This is a genomic window from Streptomyces sp. NPDC005195 (assembly GCF_040608315.1).
Lineage (GTDB): Bacteria > Actinomycetota > Actinomycetes > Streptomycetales > Streptomycetaceae > Streptomyces > Streptomyces kaempferi.
Window position 1 is genome coordinate 115020 of sequence record NZ_JBEXHZ010000018.1, and the last position, 20856, is coordinate 135875.

General features: G+C 69.0%; 18 protein-coding genes. 10 read left to right on the forward strand and 8 right to left on the reverse strand.

The features are described from left to right. Positions 1 to 37 precede the first annotated feature (37 nt). From ABZV34_RS20425 to ABZV34_RS20445, 5 genes are all read left to right on the forward strand, one after another. Positions 38 to 1246 carry an ROK family transcriptional regulator gene (locus tag ABZV34_RS20425; RefSeq protein ID WP_356278248.1) on the forward strand — a complete coding sequence of 403 codons (1209 nt, stop codon included), beginning with the start codon at positions 38 to 40 and terminating at the stop codon, positions 1244 to 1246. 189 nt (positions 1247 to 1435) lie between these two features. Continuing rightward, complete coding sequence (locus ABZV34_RS20430) at positions 1436 to 2920, forward strand: APC family permease (protein WP_356278250.1); 1485 nt, start codon at positions 1436 to 1438, stop codon at positions 2918 to 2920. Next, a complete protein-coding gene (locus tag ABZV34_RS20435; RefSeq protein ID WP_356278253.1) occupies positions 2917 to 3930 on the forward strand; it encodes an acetamidase/formamidase family protein in 1014 nt (337 codons plus the stop codon). Before ABZV34_RS20430 ends, ABZV34_RS20435 begins: the two co-directional genes overlap by 4 nt. Positions 3931 to 4082: 152 nt before the next feature. After that, complete coding sequence (locus ABZV34_RS20440) at positions 4083 to 5411, forward strand: GAF domain-containing protein (protein WP_356278256.1); 1329 nt, start codon at positions 4083 to 4085, stop codon at positions 5409 to 5411. 56 nt (positions 5412 to 5467) lie between these two features. After that, positions 5468 to 6991 (forward strand): aldehyde dehydrogenase family protein, encoded by a 1524-nt coding sequence (locus ABZV34_RS20445; protein ID WP_356278259.1) that lies wholly within the window; start codon positions 5468 to 5470, stop codon positions 6989 to 6991. A gap of 61 nt (positions 6992 to 7052) precedes the next feature. Here the strand turns inward: ABZV34_RS20445 and ABZV34_RS20450 are convergent, their stop codons facing one another. Together ABZV34_RS20450 and ABZV34_RS20455 are read right to left on the reverse strand one after the other, a co-directional pair. Next, positions 7053 to 8231: an integrase gene (locus ABZV34_RS20450; protein WP_356278262.1), complete on the reverse strand. Its 1179-nt coding sequence runs from the start codon at positions 8229 to 8231 to the stop codon at positions 7053 to 7055. A 96-nt stretch (positions 8232 to 8327) separates the two neighbouring features. Beyond that, entirely contained in the window at positions 8328 to 8825 is a 498-nt protein-coding gene (locus ABZV34_RS20455; protein WP_356278265.1) for a toll/interleukin-1 receptor domain-containing protein, read from the reverse strand. A gap of 341 nt (positions 8826 to 9166) precedes the next feature. Between ABZV34_RS20455 and ABZV34_RS20460 the strand changes: the two genes are divergently transcribed. Both ABZV34_RS20460 and ABZV34_RS20465 read left to right on the forward strand, forming a co-directional pair. Next, positions 9167 to 9607 carry a hypothetical protein gene (locus ABZV34_RS20460; RefSeq protein ID WP_356278268.1) on the forward strand — a complete coding sequence of 147 codons (441 nt, stop codon included), beginning with the start codon at positions 9167 to 9169 and terminating at the stop codon, positions 9605 to 9607. Between the two features lie 341 nt (positions 9608 to 9948). Next, positions 9949 to 10074: a hypothetical protein gene (locus ABZV34_RS20465; RefSeq protein WP_356278271.1), complete on the forward strand. Its 126-nt coding sequence runs from the start codon at positions 9949 to 9951 to the stop codon at positions 10072 to 10074. A 46-nt stretch (positions 10075 to 10120) separates the two neighbouring features. Here the strand turns inward: ABZV34_RS20465 and ABZV34_RS20470 are convergent, their stop codons facing one another. The 6 genes from ABZV34_RS20470 to ABZV34_RS20495 form a co-directional block, all read right to left on the reverse strand. After that, entirely contained in the window at positions 10121 to 10993 is an 873-nt protein-coding gene (locus ABZV34_RS20470) for a S8 family peptidase (RefSeq protein WP_356278274.1), read from the reverse strand. A gap of 506 nt (positions 10994 to 11499) precedes the next feature. Further along, entirely contained in the window at positions 11500 to 12036 is a 537-nt protein-coding gene (locus ABZV34_RS20475; RefSeq protein WP_356278277.1) for a hypothetical protein, read from the reverse strand. Between the two features lie 173 nt (positions 12037 to 12209). Then, positions 12210 to 12734 carry a SigE family RNA polymerase sigma factor gene (locus ABZV34_RS20480; protein ID WP_356278280.1) on the reverse strand — a complete coding sequence of 175 codons (525 nt, stop codon included), beginning with the start codon at positions 12732 to 12734 and terminating at the stop codon, positions 12210 to 12212. Positions 12735 to 12778: 44 nt separating this feature from the next. Then, positions 12779 to 14698: a Xaa-Pro dipeptidyl-peptidase gene (locus ABZV34_RS20485; RefSeq protein ID WP_356278283.1), complete on the reverse strand. Its 1920-nt coding sequence runs from the start codon at positions 14696 to 14698 to the stop codon at positions 12779 to 12781. 946 nt (positions 14699 to 15644) lie between these two features. Next, a complete protein-coding gene (locus ABZV34_RS20490) occupies positions 15645 to 16226 on the reverse strand; it encodes a hypothetical protein (RefSeq protein ID WP_356278286.1) in 582 nt (193 codons plus the stop codon). 592 nt (positions 16227 to 16818) lie between these two features. Then, positions 16819 to 17028, reverse strand: a complete 210-nt coding sequence (locus ABZV34_RS20495; RefSeq protein WP_356278289.1) for a DUF6243 family protein — start codon at positions 17026 to 17028, stop codon at positions 16819 to 16821. Positions 17029 to 17537: 509 nt separating this feature from the next. Between ABZV34_RS20495 and ABZV34_RS20500 the strand changes: the two genes are divergently transcribed. From ABZV34_RS20500 to ABZV34_RS20510, 3 genes are all read left to right on the forward strand, one after another. Further along, complete coding sequence (locus tag ABZV34_RS20500; protein WP_356278292.1) at positions 17538 to 17990, forward strand: methyltransferase; 453 nt, start codon at positions 17538 to 17540, stop codon at positions 17988 to 17990. Between the two features lie 285 nt (positions 17991 to 18275). Continuing rightward, entirely contained in the window at positions 18276 to 19664 is a 1389-nt protein-coding gene (locus tag ABZV34_RS20505) for a hypothetical protein (RefSeq protein ID WP_356278318.1), read from the forward strand. Positions 19665 to 20145: 481 nt separating this feature from the next. After that, positions 20146 to 20550: an FKBP-type peptidyl-prolyl cis-trans isomerase gene (locus ABZV34_RS20510; protein WP_356278294.1), complete on the forward strand. Its 405-nt coding sequence runs from the start codon at positions 20146 to 20148 to the stop codon at positions 20548 to 20550. Positions 20551 to 20856: the final 306 nt, after the last annotated feature.

Genomic DNA, 20856 nt, shown 5'->3' on the forward strand with positions numbered 1-20856 from the left:
CCCCACGGGGACCGGCCGGACGAGGACTGACGGAGGCATGACCGCACCGCCGCACGAGGCACACCCGGCCGGTTCCGGCCGTCGCCTGCCCGACACCCAACAGGGCATGCGCCGCCGCAACCTCTCCCGGGTCATGCATACCGTGAGAGCCGAGGGGCCACTGTCGCGTGCCGCCGTCGCCTCGCGCATCGGTCTGACCCGGGCGGCCGTCTCCACCCTGGTCGACGAGCTGATCCGTACCGGACTCCTCGACGAGCTCGGCCCCGAGCGTCCCGGCCGAGTGGGGCGCCCCGGCTCGGCCCTCGCGGTCAGCGGACACGGACCCGCCGGGATCGGCGCGGAAGTGGGCGTCGACCATCTGGCGGCGTGCGCGGTCGATCTGCGCGGAGACGTACGGGCCCGTGCGGTACGGCACGGCACGAACCGGGGTCGTCCCCCCGGGCCCGTGATCAGGGAACTCACCGCGCTGGTCCGTCAGGTCGTCGCCGAGGCCGAGCGTGAGGGACTGTGGCCCGCGGGCCTCGCGGTCGCCGTGCCCGGCCTGGTGGCACGCGACGCCCGGACCGTGGTCCGCGCCCCCAACCTCGACTGGCACGACACGGACCTCGGTGCGCTGCTGCCCGCCGAACTGACACCGGCCGTGGACAACGAGGCCAACTTCGGCGGTCTCGCCGAACTCTGGCTCGGCGAGACGACCGCCCGCGACTTCCTGCACGTGTCGGCGGAGATCGGCATCGGCGCGGCGGTGCTCGTGGACGGACGTCTGCTGCGTGGAACACGGGGTTTCGCGGGCGAGCTGGGCCATGTGCCGGTGCGTCCGGACGGACCTGAGTGTCCGTGCGGCGGACGCGGATGCCTCGAACAGTACGCGGGCGAGGAGGCCGTCCTGCGCGCGGCCGGTCTGGAACCGGGGGGCGACCGCGTCGGGGTACTGGCCGAGCGGGCCGCCCGAGGCGACGAAGAGGTTCGACGTGCCCTGCGCGACGCCGGAACCGCGCTCGGCATCGCGCTGACCGGGGCTGTCAACCTGCTCGACCCGGAGACCGTCGTGCTGGGCGGAGCACTGTCCGGCCTCGCGCCGTGGCTGCTGCCCTCGCTGGAGGACGAGTTGGCGCGACGCACGGCGGGTCCCGCCTGTGCCGTGGCCGTCTCGCGGCTGGGTCCGCAAGGGCCGCTGCTGGGAGCCGCCCACTCAGTGGTGCGGACCGTGCTCGACGATCCGTCGTCGGTCGCGAGACGGTCGTAGGCACGGTCGCGGCACCCGGCGCGGGGCTCCCGTTCCTTCCTTCGGGTGGCCGGATTGTCCACAGCCCAGGACTTGTCCACCGACTCACGCCTCGCTCTTCCAGCCCAACCGGCAAGCGCCGTAACGTGATTCACGCGAGGCGCAGCCATCGGGCCGACGGCTCGGTGTCCAGGCGGATCGGGGGATCACATGTCGGGGGAGACGGTTCCGGGACTGCGGCGCGACGCCATCGGGCTGCGCGAGGTCCTGTTCCAGAGTGTCACGGCCATGGCTCCGGCCGCCGCGGTCGCCGCGTCCATTCCGTCGGGCGCGGCGTTCGCGGGCGGCAGTCTGCCGCTGTCCGTGCTGATCGCGCTCGTCGCGTGCCTGTTCACCGCGTCATGTGTGGCCGAGCTCGCGCGGCAACTGCCTTCCGCGGGTTCGGTGTCCACGTACGCGGCGCAGGGACTGCACCCGACCGTGGGATTTCTGGTCGGCTGGGGCTACGTGTTCGTCGAAGCACTGGTGCCCCCGCTGCTGCTTCTGCAGCTCGGGTTCACCACGGCGGGCACCCTGCACCAGGAGTGGTCCTCGTACCCCGACGACCTGTGGTGGCCATGGTCACTCGCCGGCGCCGCGGTCATCGCGGTGGCGGGGTACTTCGGAGTGCGTGCCTCAGCCCGCTTCGGGACCGTTCTCGGCATCTTCGAAGTACTGGTCTTCCTCGTCTTCGCCATCTGGCTGATCGTCAAGGCGGGCGGTGACAACACCCTGTCGGTGTTCGGGACCTCACACACCGCCGGGGGGTACGAAGGCGTCAGCGGCGTGTTCGCGGGATCGGTCTACACCGTGCTGGCCTTCGCGGGGTTCGAGGCGGCGGCCCCGCTCGCCGAGGAGACGAAGGATCCGCGCCGGACCATGCACCGCGCGGTCCTCGGTGCGGCACTGGCGATCGGTCTTGTCTACGTCCTCACCACCTACGCCATGGCCGTGTACGTCGGCCCGGACCGTTTCGCGGGTTTCTCGGCCTCCGGAGCCGCGTCCTGGGAGGGCGTGGCCCGCGCCTCGTTCGGGCTGTTCTGGGTGCTCGTGTTCCTGGCCGTGGTCAACTCCACCATCGCCAACGCCAACGCCTGCGCGACCGTCTCCACCCGGACGGCCTTCGCCCTGGGCCGGATCAAGGTCTTCCCGGAGTTGTTCGCACGCCTGCATCCCCGGCACCGCTCCCCCGTCGCCGGAGTGGCCATACAGTGCGCCGTGGCGGTCGCGGCCATGCTCGGGCTCGGTTTCGCCTACGACCCGGTGACGGCCTTCCTGCTGCTCGCGACGGTGATCGTGACGGTCGTGATCGGTGTGTACATCGTGGTGAATCTCGCCTGCGCGGGCTACTTCCTGCGTCGCAGACGTGAGTTGTTCCATCCGGTACGGCATCTGGTGTTCCCACTGCTGGGCATCGTCGCTTTCGTCCCGGCCCTGTTGACCGCCGCGGGTCTGCCCGTCTTCGACTTCGTCTCCGAGCTGACCGCGCCCGTGTCGTACGCGGGACCGGTCGTCGGGGTGTGGATGATGACCGGGGTCGTGGTGCTGATCGTCCTCTCGCGCCGGCACCCCGGGCGCATAGCCGAGACCGCCCGTGTCCACCTCGACGAGACCTCGTCCCCCGATCCCCGGCAGAGCGGAGCCACGCAGCCATGAGCGATCCTCACATCCTGACCGTACGGCCCGAACCCGGTGAATACGCGTGGACGTTCGGCGGAGCGCCGCCGGTGGCACGCGTCGCGCCGGGCACCGTCCTCGATCTGTACACGGAGGACTGCTTCGCCGGACGGGTGCGCTCCGAGAAGGACCTGGTGTCCGAGGTGTGCGAGTTCCCGTTCCTCAATCCGCAGACCGGCCCCTTCCACGTGGAGGGCGCGGAGCCGGGCGACACCGTCGCGGTGCACTTCGTATCGATCGAGCCGGCCCGCGACTGGGCGGCCTCGACCACGGTCCCGCTGTTCGGCGCGCTCACGTCCACCCACACCACGGCCACGCTGCAGCCGGCGCTGCCGGAGACGGTGTGGATCTGGCAGCTCGACCGGGAGCGGCGTACCGCCCTCTTCCGCGCACGGGACAGCGACCTCCGGATCGAGCTGCCCATGGATCCGATGCACGGCACCGTCGGGGTGGCGCCGGCGAATCTGGAGGTGCGCTCGGCGTTGGTGCCGGACGCCCACGGCGGGAACATGGACACGCCGGAGATGCGGGCCGGCGTCACCTGCTTTCTCGGAGTGAACGTCGAGGGGGCCCTGTTGAGCCTCGGCGACGGGCACGCGCGGCAGGGCGAGGGCGAGACATGTGGTGTGGCGGTCGAGTGCGCGATGAACACGGTGGTGATCGTCGAGCTGCTCAAGGGAATCGCCACCCCCTGGCCGCGCATCGAGTCCGACACGCACATCATCTCGACCGGTTCGGCACGCCCGTTGGAGGACGCGTTCCGCATTTCCCAGCTCGACCTGGTGCGGTGGCTGGTGCGTGACTACGGGTTCAGCGAACTGGACGCGTACCAGTTCGCGACACAGGCGGTCGAATCGCCGCTCGCCAACGTCTGCGACACCAACTACACCTGCGTCGCGAAGCTCCGCAAGGAGTGGTTGCCCGCGCGCGAGACGCATCGTGGCCTGCACGCGCGGTTGCGCGAGACCGCCGCGGCGCTGCGCCTCTGAACGACGGAGCGCCAACGCCCCTTTGCCGCCTCCCTCGCGTGTCCCTTCCGGGCGCGCCCGCTCCCGACTACCGCCGCACCGTCACAGAGCTTGTCCGGATCCTCGCTGGACGTGACGATGGTCCCAGCCGCATCGCCATTCCGGGAGGCCGAATGACCGATCCATGGGTTGCCCTGGAACCGGGTGCCGATCCCGTCGAACGAGTGCGCACCCTGCGCCGGGCGCACGAGGCTTTCACCGAGGCGGGCACGGTGCCACGTCCGGTGCGCTCCGTGGTGGCCGAGTCGTGGCGGCGCTCGGCGCGGGCAGGTGTCGTACCCGACGGGACCGCGACCGTGGAGCTGACGGACGGCGATCTGGGCTCCTACCGGGCGGAGCATCCGCTGGCCGCGGTGATGCCGCTCTTCCGCGAGCTCATGGGGACGTTCGCGGCGGACGGCAAGCATCTTCTCGCGGTCTGTGACCAGCAGGGCAGGTTGCTGTGGGTCGAAGGCCATCCGACGACCCGACGCCAGGCGGGGCGGATGAACTTCGTGCCGGGTGCCCGATGGTCGGAGACGGCCGTCGGTACGAACGCGCCGGGGACCGCGGTCGCTGTCGACCGTCCGGTGCAGGTCTTCGCGGCCGAACACTTCATACGGCGCGTCCAGCCGTGGACGTGTGCGGCGGCTCCGGTGCACGACCCTCGCACCGGCCGGGTGCTCGGTGCGATCGACATCACCGGCGGGGACGGACTCGCGCATCCGCACAGTCTCGGTTTCGTGCAGGCGGTGGCACGTGCGGCGGAGTCCCAGTTGGCGCTGCTCGCACCGCCGGGAACGGCGGCGGACACGGTCGAGCTGACCGCGCTCGGCCGTGACGAGGCTCAACTGGTCGCGGGAGGGCGCAAGGTCGGGCTGAGTCGCAGACACAGCGAGATCCTGGTGCTGCTTTCCAGGCACCCGGAGGGCCTGACGGGCGACGAGTTGCTGTGCGCGCTGTACGAGGACGAGTCGGTGACGCCGGTGACGCTGCGCGCCGAACTGACCCGCCTGCGCCGTCTGCTGGATTCCGGCCTGCTGGCCTCGCGCCCCTACCGGCTCACGGCGCCGGTCGAATCGGACGTCGCTGTCGTGGAGCGTCGGCTCGGTTCGGGCGCGATCACGGGGGCCATGACCGCGTACGCCGGTCCACTGCTCCCGGGTTCGGTGGCCCCGGCCGTCGTGCGCCTCCGGCGCCGGCTCGCCGACGGACTGCGTACGGCTCTCATCGCGCGCCGTGACCCCGACCTGCTGGCGGACTGGGCGCGCGCCCCGTGGGGCGAGGACGACCTGGACGTCTGGCGGGCGCTGGCCGCCGTACGACCGACGGCCGCGGTACGGGCGCGGCTCGACGAGGTGGAGTCCGAACAGGCCGCACCCGCCGGATGGATGCCGCCGAGGCTCGGCGGACGCGGCCACGTGCACCCGTCCGCAACGTCGTCGCAACGTCCGCGTTTCTAACCTCGGGGCGAGAGCTGCCCAACGGCGGGCGGCGCTTCTCCGGGAGGCAGACCAGCATGACCCGTTACGCGGCGCCCGGCACCGAGGGCGCGATCGTCTCCTACCAGGCGCGTTACGACCACTTCATCGGCGGCGAGTACGTGGCGCCGGCGCGCGGGCAGTATTTCGAGAACCCGAGTCCGGTGAACGGACAGCCGTTCACGGAGGTGGCGCGAGGTACCGCCGAGGACGTGGAGCGCGCCTTGGACGCCGCGCACGCGGCGGCGCCCGGCTGGGGCCGGACCTCGGTCACCGCGCGCGGCGACATCCTGCTCAAGATCGCCGACCGGATGGAAGCGAACCTGGAGAAGCTGGCGGTCGCCGAGAGCTGGGAGAACGGCAAGCCGGTTCGCGAGACCCTGGCCGCCGACATCCCGCTCGCCATCGACCACTTCCGGTACTTCGCGGGGGCGATCCGTGCCCAGGAGGGCTCACTCGGCGAGGTCGACGACGACACCGTCGCGTACCACTTCCACGAGCCGCTCGGTGTCGTCGCGCAGATCATCCCTTGGAACTTCCCCATCCTGATGGCGGTCTGGAAGCTCGCGCCGGCACTGGCGGCGGGCAACGCGGTCGTCATCAAGCCCGCCGAACAGACCCCCGCGTCCATCCACTACTGGATGAGTCTGATCGCGGATCTGCTCCCGCCGGGCGTCGTGAACATCGTCAACGGCTTCGGTGTGGAAGCGGGCAAGCCCCTCGCTTCCAGTCCGCGCGTGGCGAAGGTGGCGTTCACCGGCGAGACCACGACGGGCCGGCTGATCATGCAGTACGCCTCCGAGAACATCAAGCCGGTCACGTTGGAGCTGGGCGGCAAGTCGCCGAACATCTTCTTCGACGACGTCTGGTCCCAGAACGACGACTTCCGGGACAAGGCGCTCGAGGGCTTCACGATGTTCGCGCTCAACCAGGGCGAGGTGTGCACCTGTCCGTCGCGTGCGCTCGTACAGCGCGGGAACTACGGCGAGTTCATGGAGGCGGCGGTCGCCCGCACCGAGCTGATCAAGCCGGGGCACCCGCTCGACACCGACACGATGATCGGCGCGCAGGCCTCCAACGACCAGTTGGAGAAGATCCTCTCCTACCTGGACATCGGCCGGCAGGAAGGCGCCACGATCCGCACCGGTGGCGAACGCATCGATTACGACGGCGAGTTGAAGGGCGGCTATTACGTCCAGCCGACCATCTTCGAAGGCGACAACCGTATGCGGATCTTCCAGGAGGAGATCTTCGGCCCGGTCGTCTCGGTCACGTCGTTCGACGACTTCGACGACGCCATCAAGATCGCCAACGACACCCTGTACGGCCTCGGGGCCGGCGTGTGGACGCGCGACATCAACACCGCCTATCGCGCGGGCCGCGCGATCCAGGCGGGCCGGGTGTGGACGAACTGCTACCACGCCTACCCCGCGCACGCGGCGTTCGGCGGCTACAAGCAGTCCGGCATCGGCCGGGAGAATCACAAGATGATGCTGGAGCACTACCAGCAGACGAAGAACCTCCTGGTGTCGTACTCGCCGAAGAAGCTGGGCTTCTTCTAGGCACAGAAAAAGGGCGCCTGACCAGGGCAGATGCCCGGCAGGCGCCCTTCTCGGCGCACATCTAAGAAGCGAGTCGAAACACGCCCTTACTCCCGATATCTCCCACCCGTATCCCAGCTCTGACCAGCAGTTCCGGGGCATTTCCGGGCCAAGGTCCCGCTAAGGCGCTCTCCGCATCGTCATCGTCCGTCGCCTCCTCCCATCGCCGCGTGGAGTCTTCGATCAGGGTGTTGGCGTGGTTCCGCGCATCAGCCAGGAACTTGGCGTAGTAGCGGAAGAGGACCTGGATGCTCTGCCCAGCCCGACGCGCACACTCTGCGGGGTCGACGCCGGAGGCCAACCAGAAGTAGATGCCGGCGTGGCGCAGGTCGTAGGGACGCTTCGCCAGGTCAAGGGCGTGCTCGTCAAGCGTAAGAACAGCCTCACGCGCTCGCCCCCAGGTGATGCCGTACGCCGAGGCGTCGATGTAGTTCCCCTCTGCGTTGTGGAACAGGCGTCCGTCGGGTGCAACGCCGAAGCTTCCTATGTGTTCGCGCAACATGCGGACGAGCACTGGAGGAATCGGCACCGGGCGTGTCGCCTTGGCTGCCCGCCGCTTCAGGGAGTGGATCTCGTAGACGGCGCCGTCATCCGTCCACTCCTTACCGGCAGTCACGACGCCGCCCTTCAGGTTCAGAAGGCCCCAGCCACTCGCCGGCAGACGGCACTGGGATTTCTGTAGATGGATCACCTCGGCTGGGCGCATGGCGGCGTAGTACATGCAGCCGAAGAAGGCGTACAGATGAGGGCCACGGCCGGGTAGGGCTCTGACTGCGGCTAGCAGTCGGGCAACCTGAGCCGGGTTCGGCACGCAGTCGGGATCGACTTCATCGGCGACTTCCGGCGCCGTCCAGCGAAGACCGATCAGCGGGTTCTGTGCGAAGTATCCGCGTTCAACGGCTACACCAAACACCTCGTTGACCGCAGCCTTCTTTCGCTTCACGGTTTTCGCGGCAGCGGCCGTTCCATCGACCTTCCGACAGAGTGCGTCGAGGCCACGCCGCAGCACTTGGGGATCATCCAACTCGCCTACAGGCAGCGAGTGGCGCTGCAGCCAGTCCAATGCCGCCTGCCACTCTTCTGACGCATCGACCTTCCAGGCGTTCTTGTTGAAGGCCCAGGAGTAGAGCGCTCGCCGCAGCACGCGGGGCGCCCGGTAGCTGGCTCCTGGTTCAACGAAGGCTGGCGTGATGGCCGCCAAGGCATCTGCCAGCGTATGGCCAAGCTCATAGAGCGCGGCCTTGTAGGCCCTCCGCCCGCGACGGGCTGGTCCGACGTTCGCTGGTAGATCCGGACGTCAGGCAGCGGGAAGCGCGGCGGCAGCAGCAGCGATCTTGGCGGCGACGGCGTCGAGCGACGACTCCTTCGTGCTCAGCCCGGAGTGCGACGCGAGCATGGGGCTGACGTCATAGAGCTCGTCGAAGGTCACCCCGTGCGTCACGGGCACGACGCGGTTGGTGCCGAGCAGGACGGCGAGCTCCTTCTCGGCGATCCCCTCGTTCTTGATGCTCTCGAGCAGGGCTGGCGTGACCAGCACGATCCCGATCCGGGAGTTACGAAGCCCCTTGTCGATCTCCCGCATCTGCAGCGAGCCCAGCGGGATGTCTTCCTCGCTGAACCACACCGTCGCACCGCTCGTCTTCAGGTGACCGTAGAGCTCCTTCGCACTGCCCTCGCGGTCGTTCCAGGCGTGGCAGAGGAAGAGGTCTCGCTTGTCCGGGTGTACCTGTGCCTGTACCGCAGCCTTGTCGGCGTAGGGCTCGACCGCCCGCCACTCGGTCGGGGTGTACCACACCGTCCTGCCGGACCTGGTGCGCCGCGAGGTGCCGCCGCTATACGACCCGCCGGACGACCGACCGCCACCGCCGCCACCGGCGTAGGAGGGTCCGGACGAATACGACGGGGTGTGCGACCTCCGTCCCCAGCTGCTGCACGCTGGGCAGTTCGCGGCCCCACTCGCGGTGCGGTGCCCTCGGGAGGGTGCTGTGCATTGCGCCATGCGCCCATGGTAGAGCGAACCTCCGACACAGTGTCGTGGTTTGTTGAACGGCCGGCAGCAGCACGTTCAGGGCTGTCGCGGGCGTGGTTCGTCGGTGGTGCGACGTACGCTCGTTGCCCAACGCGGAAGGACGCAGGATGACGGATCCCACGCTCGACCAGATCGCCGCCGCGCAGGCCGACGCGCGCAACATGATGAAGACGACGCTCGGCTCCGACGGACCGACGTCGGGCACCAGCCCGATCATCGAGCGCTACCTGGTGCGGTTACCGCTCGACAACAGGTGCGCGCACCTGCGCGCGGTGCCGTTGCAGCCGATGTTCCTACTGATGCCGACCGACCTGTGGCGCTGCCGTGACTGCGTCGCCGCGTACGCCGCCAACCCGCTCCAGCTGACCGACGTCGAGGAGAACACCTGCGACAACTGCCGCAGGCACTTCCCGGGGCAGGGTGCGAGCTTCACGCCGTTCGTGTTCCGGCAGGATCTACTGATGCTCCAAGGGTCCGCCTGCGACGAGTGCACCGCCAGTTTCGAAACCAAGGACGTGAGGCGGCTTCTCTGGCACGGTTCCACGTGAGGGAGTGTCTAATAATTGCCCCCTCCGAGCACACCGGGAGCTGGCCGTCGGCCTTGAGGCATCCACGCAACCGGGTTCCCCCTCCTCGCGTCGACACCCGCACGCCCGTCATCGCCGCAGAGTCGGCCGCCGCAGAGTGGGAGACCGGACCGTCACCGCCGACCAGCCGGCGGAGCGCTACGGCATGATCCGCCTGACGGAGGAGCGCCCACCCACCGTCGCCCGCCAACGTCTGCGAGAGCACCCCTGAAAACCCGTTCGTAGTCCTTGCCTTTGGGCGAGGCTGGGAGAGGTCGACGTTCTGAACCGCAGAGCATTCAGGCTGACCAGAGGACCAATCCATGCCGCAGGGGAACGCCCGCGCCACCCGCTTCCCCGCCGCCACCGGATACGAGACCGTCCGTGTCGTCACGGTCGACGCCGTGTGGGCACGGTGGCGGCACGACTTGCGCCCGCCGTTCCGGTGAGGCGCCGCGCTTGGGTGAACCGTGCGACCGAGGCGGCCGGGGCAGGTCAGAGGCCGCCGGTATTGAGCAGCCTGTCGGGAGTGTCGGAGCGGACGCCGTGCACGGCACCAGGGGTGGCCGTGTGGTCGAGCCAGACATGTACCTCGTGAACCGTGGCGTGGGGGTGTACCGACAGGTACAGCGCGATGACGCCGGTCGCGTGCGGTGCGGCCCAGGACGTCGCGCCGTCGTTCTCCGTGGTCGTACCGCCGCCGGCCAGGGCGGCGGTCACCTTCTGGCCGGGGGCGTACAGGTCCACGCACCGTCCGTAGCCCGATCCGTAGGAGCCGCCGTCGCTCCACACGCGGTCGTTCGAGGTGGAAGCCGCCACGACGATAGTGCCGGGGACTCCGGCCGGGGAGTGCTTGCAGGCGTCGTCATGGAAGTTGCCCGCCGACACCACCGTCGGGATCCCCGCGTCGACCATCTTCTTCACTGCGGACTCCACCGCCGGCGACCGGTGGCCGAAGTTGAGCGACATGTTCACCACCGCGGGCTTCTGCGCGTGCGCGGTGACCCACTTGACGGACTTCACCACGGCCGCCTCGGCCGCCGCCGAGGAACCACCGCCCTGGCTCTCGCACAGCACACCCTGGACCCGTACGAGCGCGGCCTTGGGCGCCACCCCGTACCTCGCACCGCCGATAATGCCCGCGACGAAGGTGCCGTGGCCGATGCCCGCCTCACTGAAGCAGTCACCGGAGTCCTTCGGGCCCACGAAGTCGGCACCGAGGCGGGCGCGTCCGCCGAACTCCTGGTGCGCGATGTCCATCCCGGTGTCAATCACGTAGACGTGAACGCCTTTGCCCGTGGCGGTGGCGGTGAACTTCCCGTTCAGCGGCCGCGACCGCTGGTCCAGAATGTCCAGGTTCCATGGCACGTGCCGGGTGATGGGCGACGCCGCGGTTCGCGCGGTCCCGGACGACTTCCCCACGGTGCCGGAAAACGTCCGCGCCGAGCCGGACGACGCCCCGCCCCCGAAGGGCGCCACGGACTCCCCCTCCCCGTGCGTGGGGAGCTTTCGGCCGGTCCCCGCGGCCGCCGCGCCGGCTTCACCGCCGCAGGCCGAGATCCCGAGCACCGTCGCCATGGCGACCGCCAGGAGACCAGCCTTCGTTACGTTCCGCGTCACAACGTCCCCCACATCCCCGCTTCGTACAGCGTTAGCGCACAAGACGACCACAGTGGGCGGACGGTTCCGGCACGTGCGGGTGGGAGTAGGCCAGTACACGCACTCGACGGAATTCTGTCCTGCCGCGCCGGCACAGGGCGACGCCGGACACGATCCCGACGGAACCCTGCCAACGTCTACGGGACAGCCCTTACAGGCTCGTGCACGGTAAGCAGTGAGACGTCGAGCCCTTGGCCACGTCTCCGGTCGGCGCGTCAGAGGCTGAGGCCCGCGGTAGCGAGGATCTCGGTCGTCCGCCGGATCACCGTGGGTGAGGCTCCTTTGAGGCAGGCGTAACCAGGCCGCGCCGTCCCTTCCTCCCCTTCCGTCGACGCGACGCGCATCAGCTCCCGTGTACCGCCCACTCGTGCGCACCAGTGCTCGACCGGGCTCACTCGGCGCACTTCCGCACGCGAAGCCCCGGCGTCCCCTCGGACGTAGAAGACCAGCGCTCCGCCGTCGGCGAGAGGGGTCGGCGGGGTCCCGGAGGCCGGGCTGAAGGTGGCGACGACGCGTGTTCCCGTGTGATCGGCGAGGCGTAGCGCGGTCTGCCATCCGCGCGAGGGGTCCCTGGACAGGGCGGACATCGGGAGGTCGGTGAAGCCGGGCGGTGCCCAGGACGGCCCCGGGGTCGCCACTGTTCGTTCGCCGCCGGAGGGCAGGCCCCGGACCTGCACCAACACGGCGGACGCCAGAGCGAGCACGGCAGCACCCGCCACGCGCATGCGGCGTCGACGCCGGGCCACCGTCACGCGCCGACGGACCTCCTCGATGCGCCGGGGGTTCGAACCCGAGGGAGCGACCCGGGCCAGCACGACCCGAAGTGATTCCTCCTCCGGTCCCCCTTCCTTTGGGCCTTCCTTTTCCCACGATGCTTTCCACGTTGCTTCCGGCCCTGCTTCCCGTCCTGTTCCTTCCGCCCGGGTCACGGCCGTTCACCTACCTCCAGAAGGTGCGACGGCGCGAGGTGCCGACGCAGGATTCTCAGTGCCTTGGCGGCCTGGCTCTTCACCGTGCCGGGGCGGCAGCCCAGCAGCCGTGCGGTCTCCTCGACGCTGAGGTCCTCGAAGTAGCGCAGGACGACGACCGCTCGCTGACGCGGCGGCAGCTGCCGGATCGCACCGGCCAGGGACTGCTCCAGGTCGACTTCGGCGAAGACGTCCCGGACCAGGGTGACGTCCGGCGGTTCCTGGGTGGGGATCTCGCCGCGCCAGCGCCGTCGCCATCGCGAGGCATGGGTGTTGACGAGCGCACGACGTGTATACGCCTCGGGGTTGTCCCGTGCGATACGCGACCACTTGGGCCACACACGGGCCAGAACCGTCTGCAAGAGGTCCTCGGCCGCGTGGGCGTCGCCGGTCAGCAGCCACGCGGCCCGGTACAAGCGGTCTCCTCGGGCGGCGACGAACTCCTCGAAACTCGGCCCTGTGTCCGCCTCCGACTGGTTCACGCCGTTTTGCCCCCGCTGATTTCATGGGATCCATGCCCAGATAACTACCTGGAGGGCAGGCCCGGTTGCCCGACGACCGGAATGCGCAACGCCGTGCGGGCGAGGTCCAGGGTAATCGTGGGCCGGTCGGCGGGCGGGAGGGCCAGGTTGTCGGTCCCCCCGATGACCAGAGCGAGGCGGTGACCGGCGGGGACGACGTGATCGGTGGCCGCGAGGTCGAGCGTGATGGCGTACGGCTTCCCGGGCGTGAGCACTCTCCCTTCCCGGGCTGAGGCGTAGGTGCCGAGATCGGCCCAGCCCCGGCTGAAGACGGTGCTGCTGACGTGGGCCGTATCGGCCACGGTCTTCTTGTAGCAGGCGCTGTCCCCGGCGGTGCTCGTACCCCAGCAGGTGCGGCCGGTGAGCGTGCGGATGCCCAGGCCGACGGCGTGGAAGTCGCGGATCGTGGCGGGGCCCACGTCGACGAGGACCGCTGACAGGTTCGCGGTCGCGGTCGTCGGGGTGGCGGTGACGGTCACCTTCGAGGTGCCGGACAGGCGCAGGTCTTCGGTCAGCGGCTTGGTCACGAACCCGGCCTTGTCGGAGGTCGACTGGTCGATGTGCGCGGCCCAGTCGGTCTCGCTCGTCTGCGGATCGTCGGTGAATGTCTCGGTCCCGGTGCCCGTCCCGAGCGTGCCCATGCCCGCCTGCCCGCCCTCACCAGGGTGCAGGGTCACGGCAGCTGTGGCTTTCGGCGGCCAGACGGCGTCCGTCGTCCATTGGTCGGGGGTGCGTTCGACGTCGGCGACGGGCTCCCGGTCGATACCGTTGTCGTAGCCGAGGAGTTCGTGGTCGAACCAGCGGTGCAGCGTGTCCACCCAGGCCGAGCGCCGGTAGTCGAACGGGTCGACGTGTCCGGTCTGGCTGAGCCAGAGCTTCCGCTGAACGCCCGTCTCGGCGAGGGCGTCCCACCACTGGCCGAACTGGTCGGTGCGGACGGTGAGGTCCTGCAGGCCGTGGACGGCGAAGACGCTCGCCGTGACCTTGTGCGCGTCCGCCACATAGTCCCGCTCGCTCCACAGCGGGGACCAGTCACCGGATGTGAGATCTCTGTCCTCGAGCGGCTCGTTCACGGCGGCGCAGCGAGCGGCAGTGTCCTGCGTCTCGACGAGCCGGAGCAGCGCGGTCGGGCTGGGAGAGGCCGTGGCCAGCTGGAGCCCCTGGGAGAAGTACGCGTCGTACCAGGAGGAGATGGAGCTGATCGGCACGATCGTCTTCAGTCCGCGTACGCCGGTGGCGGCGACACCGTTGGCGATGGAGCCGTCCCAGCTCTTCCCGATCATGCCGGTGCTGCCGTTGCTCCAGGAGGCCCGTGCGCGCTCGGTTCCGCTGTGGCTGGTGTAACCGTGGGCGCGTCCGTTCAGCCAGTCGATGACGGACTTGGCGGACTGCACGTCGATGGGCCCTCCGGTGTCCGTGCAGCCGTCGGAGCGGCCGGTGCCCAGCAGTTCGACGCCGATGAAGGCGTAGCCGCGCGGCACGAAGTAGTTGTCGTAGAAGAGCGGGACCTGGACCGGACGGCCCTGGGCGTCGTACGTCGTCTTCTGGCTCTCGTTGCCGCGCCCACAGCACGAGTAGTAGGGACTGGCGTCCATGATCACGGGGACCTTCCGGCCCTTGGCCGCGGGTTCTCCCGGGCGGACGACGTCGACGGCGACCCGGTCGCTCTTCCCGTCGCCGTCCGAGTCGAGACCGGTGTCGACCCAGACCGTCTCCCGGACGGCCTTCCTGTACGAGTAGACCGGCCTGCTCTCCCCGGTGAGCGCGGGCCCGCTCGCCGACGCCGAGGGCGACGCGCCCTGCCGCACGGCCGATGGACTCGCGGACAACGGGGAACAGCCGGAAAGCAGGAGGGCGGCCACGGTCACGGCGAGGGCCGGCACCGCGAGCAGCCTTCGGGGCCGGCGCTTGCGAGATGACGTCACAGATATGTCGAGATGCACACCTGGACAACACGCTGGATGCCGTTCGAGGTTGCCTCCGCCGGTGAACTGGTCTTGAGGTCTGCTCTCGCCACGTGACCCGTGTCCTGCTGTCAGGTCACGACTCCGCCGGTGACCGTCACGAGGTCTGCGGTCTGCTGGCGCCACGGGGGCAACAGGCTGGAGCCGCGCCTTCACCATCAGTCGGCGTGACGAACGCCCCGACCCGGCCGACGCCGAAACACCTGGCTGGGCTGACGGCACACGCACACGACCTCCTCGCCCTCATCGGCGACGGGTCTCACCGTCTCCGAGCACACCGTCAAAAGCCATGGCGGCCGCCTGCTGACCAGAACGGGCTGCCGCGACCGCGCCCAGGCAGCCGTCCTCACCCGCTGAACCGAGACCCTTTCCGTGCTTGCCACGAGAGCAGCAGGCCACTCGCACACGCCGTGTTCGGCGGCTTCGCCCGCTGCGAACCAGCTCACCCGTGCAGGTCAAAGGCATGCCGAACTGCCACGAAAAGCAACGGCGTTGAACTCATGAGCAGCGGATTCAGCCCATCGAGCCAAAGTCGACGCCTCGACACCGTACGAGGAACGTTTCCACAGGTCAGGGCACACTTTGCGGGTCCGAGGTCAAGATCCGGGCCATTCCCGGGCCAAATCACCTCCCACCGCCGAAAGTAGTCCCGTCTTCGCAGGTCAGCACAGGTACGGCGCCTGTACCTCCAACAGACGAAGAACCTCCTGGTGTCGTACTCGCCGAAGAAGCTGGGCTTCTTCTAGACGCACGAGAAAGGGCGCCTGACCTGGTCTTTCACCCGGCAGGCGCCTTTCGCTCAGCCCGCTCTCGACCGAGCCCGGCTTGCGTGCTGAATCACATTTCCTCCCACTGCTGTACCCCTCCCGACCAGTGCTTCCGGACCAGTCACGGACCAAACCCCGGTTCAGTCCTCGGGTACGTCACCTTGACTGACGCGCTGCCACTCGTTCATGGACTGGGGGTCGTAGCCGGTGGAGGCGGTCAGGGCCGTGCCGGTGCCGCTGAAGTCGCCGACTACGTCGTCGTGCTGGTCGGTGTAGGCCAGAGTGGCCGTCGCGGGGGTGCCGCCCGGTGTGCCGATGCCCACCAAGGCGTCGCCGGGTGTCCAGGTGTAGGTGCTCGTACCGTCGGACGCGAGGTTGTTGCCGGTGCCGGAGTAGGTGAAGGTCCTGGTCGATCCGCCGGTCGCGGTGTTGGTGATGACCCGGCCGAGGGCATCGGTGAGGTAGGTCTGGCTGCCCTGGGTCAGCTGCTGGTTAGGGGCGTCGGAGGAGAAGTCGGTCGCGCCGGAGGTGCCGGACTGGTGGGTGAGGGTGCCCCGGGCGCTGTAGGTGTAGGTGTTCTGCCCGTCGCCGGTGAGCTGGTCGCGGGCGTCGTAGGTGTAGACGTCGGAGCCGACGCGGATGCGGTTGCCGGAGTCGTCATACGCGTACGCGGTGGTGGTGCTGCCGTTGTTCCAGGAGGGCAGACGATAGCGTCCCGCCACGTGGTGTAGGGGATCAAGGCACCGGAATTCGCAGGCCAGGGGCGCCGACCATGCCCGATCGGATGTCCAACTCGCCATACCGGGACGCTTCGTGGGCTGCAGTCTCCGCAGAGATCGTCACGGGTCTCGAACCGGAACGCGTAGCGCTTGATCCCCTACACCAGGTAGCGGGACACAACCCGAGACCGTCACCAACGACGAAAGCGAATGAGCGGCACCGGGCTGCAGCAACTCAGCGTATCGGCCACTCGGACTTGGGGATGTCATTTTCGCAGGCCAGCGACATGGTGAAGTTCATACACTGAACCCGATTTCGACCATCCGCCCACCGGTTCTGCCGCCGGAGGCACTCGAACCTCTCTCCACGGCCTACTGCACCCGACTCAGACTCGAAGAGGCCCGCTGACGCGCGTCGACGCTGGCCAACTCAGCGAGGCGGAGTCTCCCGGGCTGGGCACGGGAAACACGCTGCTGGTGCGGGTGCTCGACGGAGAGCTGAGCGGGGCAGGCCGCGCCCGGTACGGCAGCAAAACTCGGACGTCTCAGTCCGGGCCCTGCCCCCCGTGCGGTGCCGCCCTGCGGTGGCGGTGTGTTAGCTCTGCGCGGTGTTGTCGCCCGTCTGCCCGGCGCCTTCGGCTGTGCCTGTCTTTTCGCGCATCTTGCGCACCAGCTCCGCCTTCTGGTCGGCGGCACCCTGGCGGTCGAGGTTGCGGTGCGGACCGTTGTTCTGCCGTTCGGCGCGGGACAGCTTCTTGCGCTGGCCGCCGCCCATGCCCACGGGGTTGTTGATGTTCTTGCTCACGGGTTCTCCCGGAATGTTGTGAAGTGATCTACGGATTCAACGGTGGGGAACGGGCACGGCGACGTCGAAGGACGTCAGCAGGGGCCCATCACGCACTCACTCGTAAATCGGCGTCTGGAAGAACATGAGTAAGACGTTACCTGGTCCCGTCGGCTCCGCATACCAAGTTTTTTCGCCGTCCCGGAGTCGGCCGGGCCTTCGGTGAGCCAGGGGCAGCAGTTTCCTTCCAGAGCCAGCGGGGGCTCTGCAGCGCCATTCCTGTCACGCCCTTGCCACGCTGAAGCGGAGCGAAGAACGTGGCCCGGCTCGCGATACGGGCTCACGGATACGGCTGCCTGGCCTGTGCTTCCGCAGGCCCATCGGCGACTTGCTCAATGAGCCGTCGCCGGTCCTTCGGCCCGGAGGCGTAGGCATCCACCGTCCGTAAGCCGGGCCGCAACGGATGCGCCGCCTGTGGGCCCGTGACTCTCGAGAAGAACTCAGGGCGGGCGAGAGACTGCACCAATTTCATGATGCATGGAGCTGATCCATACGGCATCTCGTGTCGGCTCGTAGTCGGACTGGCGCCACCCGCCGCATCGGAGGTGCTGCTCGGGGAGTTTGAGGGCTCCGAACTCGCGGAGCTCTTCGACCAGTCCATGGCCGCCGGCTCCGCGCTGTTCGGCCCGGTCCTCGCCCATCCGGCGCTCACCGCAGCAGACGTGCCCGCAAGCAGTGACGTACACCTCCTGTACCGCGTCCTGCACGACTGGGACGACGAGCGCTGCCGTGAGGTCCTGCGCCACTGCGCCTGCGCGCTGCCGGACCACGCCGACCTGCTCGTCATCGAGCGAGTGCTGCCCGCCGACGGCTCGGTCTCGCTGCCCACCGCCTGGGACCTCCACAGAATGTGCAACGTCAGAGGGCGCGAACGGCGTGCGACCCACGACGGCCGGCTGGTCGCCGACGCCTCGTCCTGGTGAACCAGAACCGACTGCCCCTGGACGGCCCGGTGCTGCACGTCAGAAGGGCCTGACCGAGCAGGGAGCGGCGGGCGTTCACGCAGCACGCGCACCCACCACCGCACGGCAGCCGCCGGGACCCACAGCGATCCCCCTCCTGCCGACCGGCGACCGTACCGTCGTCCGCCTCCCCATATTCCCCATGCGCCCGCCTGCGACCCTCAGTACGATCTCCCACGCCGCTCGTACAGCAGTGCGTATCAGTGCACCGCGGAGGGGCATTCAAACGGGAGGGATCACTTGACCATGTCCTTCGGCGCGAGACCCCGTGCGGTCCTCGCCACTCTGGGAACCCTCGGTCTGGCGCTGGCCACTGCCGCGTCGCCCGCGAGCGCGGCCGGGGGGACCCCCACCACACCGACCCAGCTGTTCAACGGCTACCGACACTGCTCGACCGACGTGGACCGGCCCTCCTACCGCCGGGCCGGTGAGGGCCTCGTCGTCGAAGGGATCCCGGGGATCACCGACACCACCGGCAACCCCCAGGCCGACATGCGGTACCAGGTATGGCCGATCACCGACCCGACGCAGATCACGACGGTCACCCGCAGTCGGGTCAGCCCGGGGTTCGAGGCTCCCGCCACCCTGCCCGCGACTGCGTTCGGCGACGGGCAGACCTACGCGTGGCGGGCGCAGACCGTGGCCGGGAACGTCGCCTCCGACTGGTCGGCCCTCTGCTACGTCACGGCCGACAACACCCGCCCGGCGAAGGCGCCCACCATCACCTCCGCGAACTACCCGCCGGACGTCTGGAACAAGGGCGGCGAGCCGGTCGAGTTCACGCTGAGCACGGGCGGTGTCGACGACGTCGAGGGGTTCGAGTTCTCCTGGCAGCCGGACCTGCCGGTCATCGGCACGAACATCGGTGACTACGGCGTTCCGCAGCCCGTCGACCCGTACTCCACCACGAAATACTTCAAGCGCGCCGACACGCTGGGCGGCTCGGTCACGCTCAGCCTGGTCCCGCCGACCGGCTCCGGTCCGATGACGCTGTGGGTGCGCAGCCTCGACCGGGCCTACAACGGGTCGGCGATCAGCAGCTACTCCTTCCTCGTCAGCTCCGCGGCGCCCACTGTGACCCCGGCAGTACCGAAGCCCGAGTTCGGTGATCCGACCGTTTTCACGCTCCGTCCCGACCCCGGACTCCAGGCGAAAAGCCCGGTCGTGAGCTATTCCGTACGGACCCTCGGTGGTCAGAACGACAGGACCTTCCAGGTCGCGCCGGAGGCGGACGGCACCGCGACCGTGGAGATCACACTGGACGGCGTCTCCGGCGAGAACCTGGAGGTGACCAGCGAGAGCGCCAACGGCTGGGTCAGCGCGGCTACTTGGTGGGGCATCGGTTACGACACCAGTCCCACAGTCGTTTCGGACACCTACCCGGAGAACGGTTCGGGCGGTGGCGCCGGCGTCCCGGGCACCTTCACCCTCACGCCCAAGGCGAAGGACGTCGTGAGCTACACCTACACCTTCAACAACGGCGACCCGGAGGTCACCGTCCCCGCCGACGACCAGCACACCGCGAGCATCGACTGGACTCCGGCCACAGACGGCTGGTACGACCTCACGGTCTACGCGACGACCCGCTCCGGCATCCAACTCGCGCCCTACGACTACTACTTCACCGTGAACTGAGACACCGGACCCACAGCGAACCGGCACGCCCGGGCCCCGTCGCAGCCGCCTGCGGGCCCGGGCGACGCGGACGCCGGCGGGACATCGAGGACCGGGCGCGCACGGACCATCCAGCTGCCGACCAGGGAGAGGCTTTCGGCGGGGCGATGAAGTACCGGCTCCAGTGCCAGCGGGCATCGCCCACCGTCCACAGGAGGGGGCCGTCGCCCGCGACGGCCCCCTCCACGCTTTCCGGCGTTCGGTGACATGTCTCGCAATGTGCCGAGAGCCGTCTGCACCTCGTCTCGTCCTGGCGACTGCTGCGTGACCTGTGCGTGCCGGTCGCGTTCGTCGGCTGCGCGAAAGATCATCACGTGTGGCCGCTGGATCTGGTGCGCTCCGGGGACCGGCATTCTCGGTAGCGTGACCTTCTGCTGCATGGAGTGTCCATGTGTCCGGCTGGTCCGTGCGACGGCTTCCGACGGAGAGTGATGAGGCTGCAATGAGTGAACTGACGAAGCCCAGGGTCGACGTTCCGGAGGGTGACGCTCCTACCGAGCTGACCATCCGGGACCTGGTCGTCGGGGACGGGGCGGAGGTGAAGGCGGGCATGGTGGTCAGGGTCCACTATGTCGGGGTGACCTTCGAGTCCGGGAAGGAGTTCGATGCCTCCTGGAACCGGGGGCAGCCGTTCAAGTTCGCCCTGGGCAGCGGCAAGGCCATCAAGGGCTGGGACCGGGGGGTGCGAGGGATGAAGGTCGGCGGCCGACGCGAGATCATCGTTCCCCCGCGGCTCGGCTACGGCAATCAGTCGCCCTCGCCGTTGATCCCGGCGGGCTCGACCCTGGTCTTCGTGGTGGACCTGCTGGACTCGTATTCCAGCACAACCGGGTGGAGCAACACGTAGTGGCCCTGACCGTCCTCCCCCACGACGTACTGCGAAGTCTCCCGGGGTTGGCGCCGCCGCACTCCTCGCTGCCGCTCCTGATTCCGCCTCCGCCTTCACCTCCGTCTCCGCAGCGTCCGAACGGTTCCGCTGCGATTCAGTGACCACCGAAGGCCACAAGGCGGCCGACTGCCTCAACGGCCTGCCCAGCGCCGCCGCCCGGACGTCTGAACCCGGATCCACCGGCTTGATTTCGGAGTGATCGCTTCGGGTGTATTCGAGTGGTCTGGCGGCTGATCTGCGGGTTCGGGCAGGGAGTATCCGCTG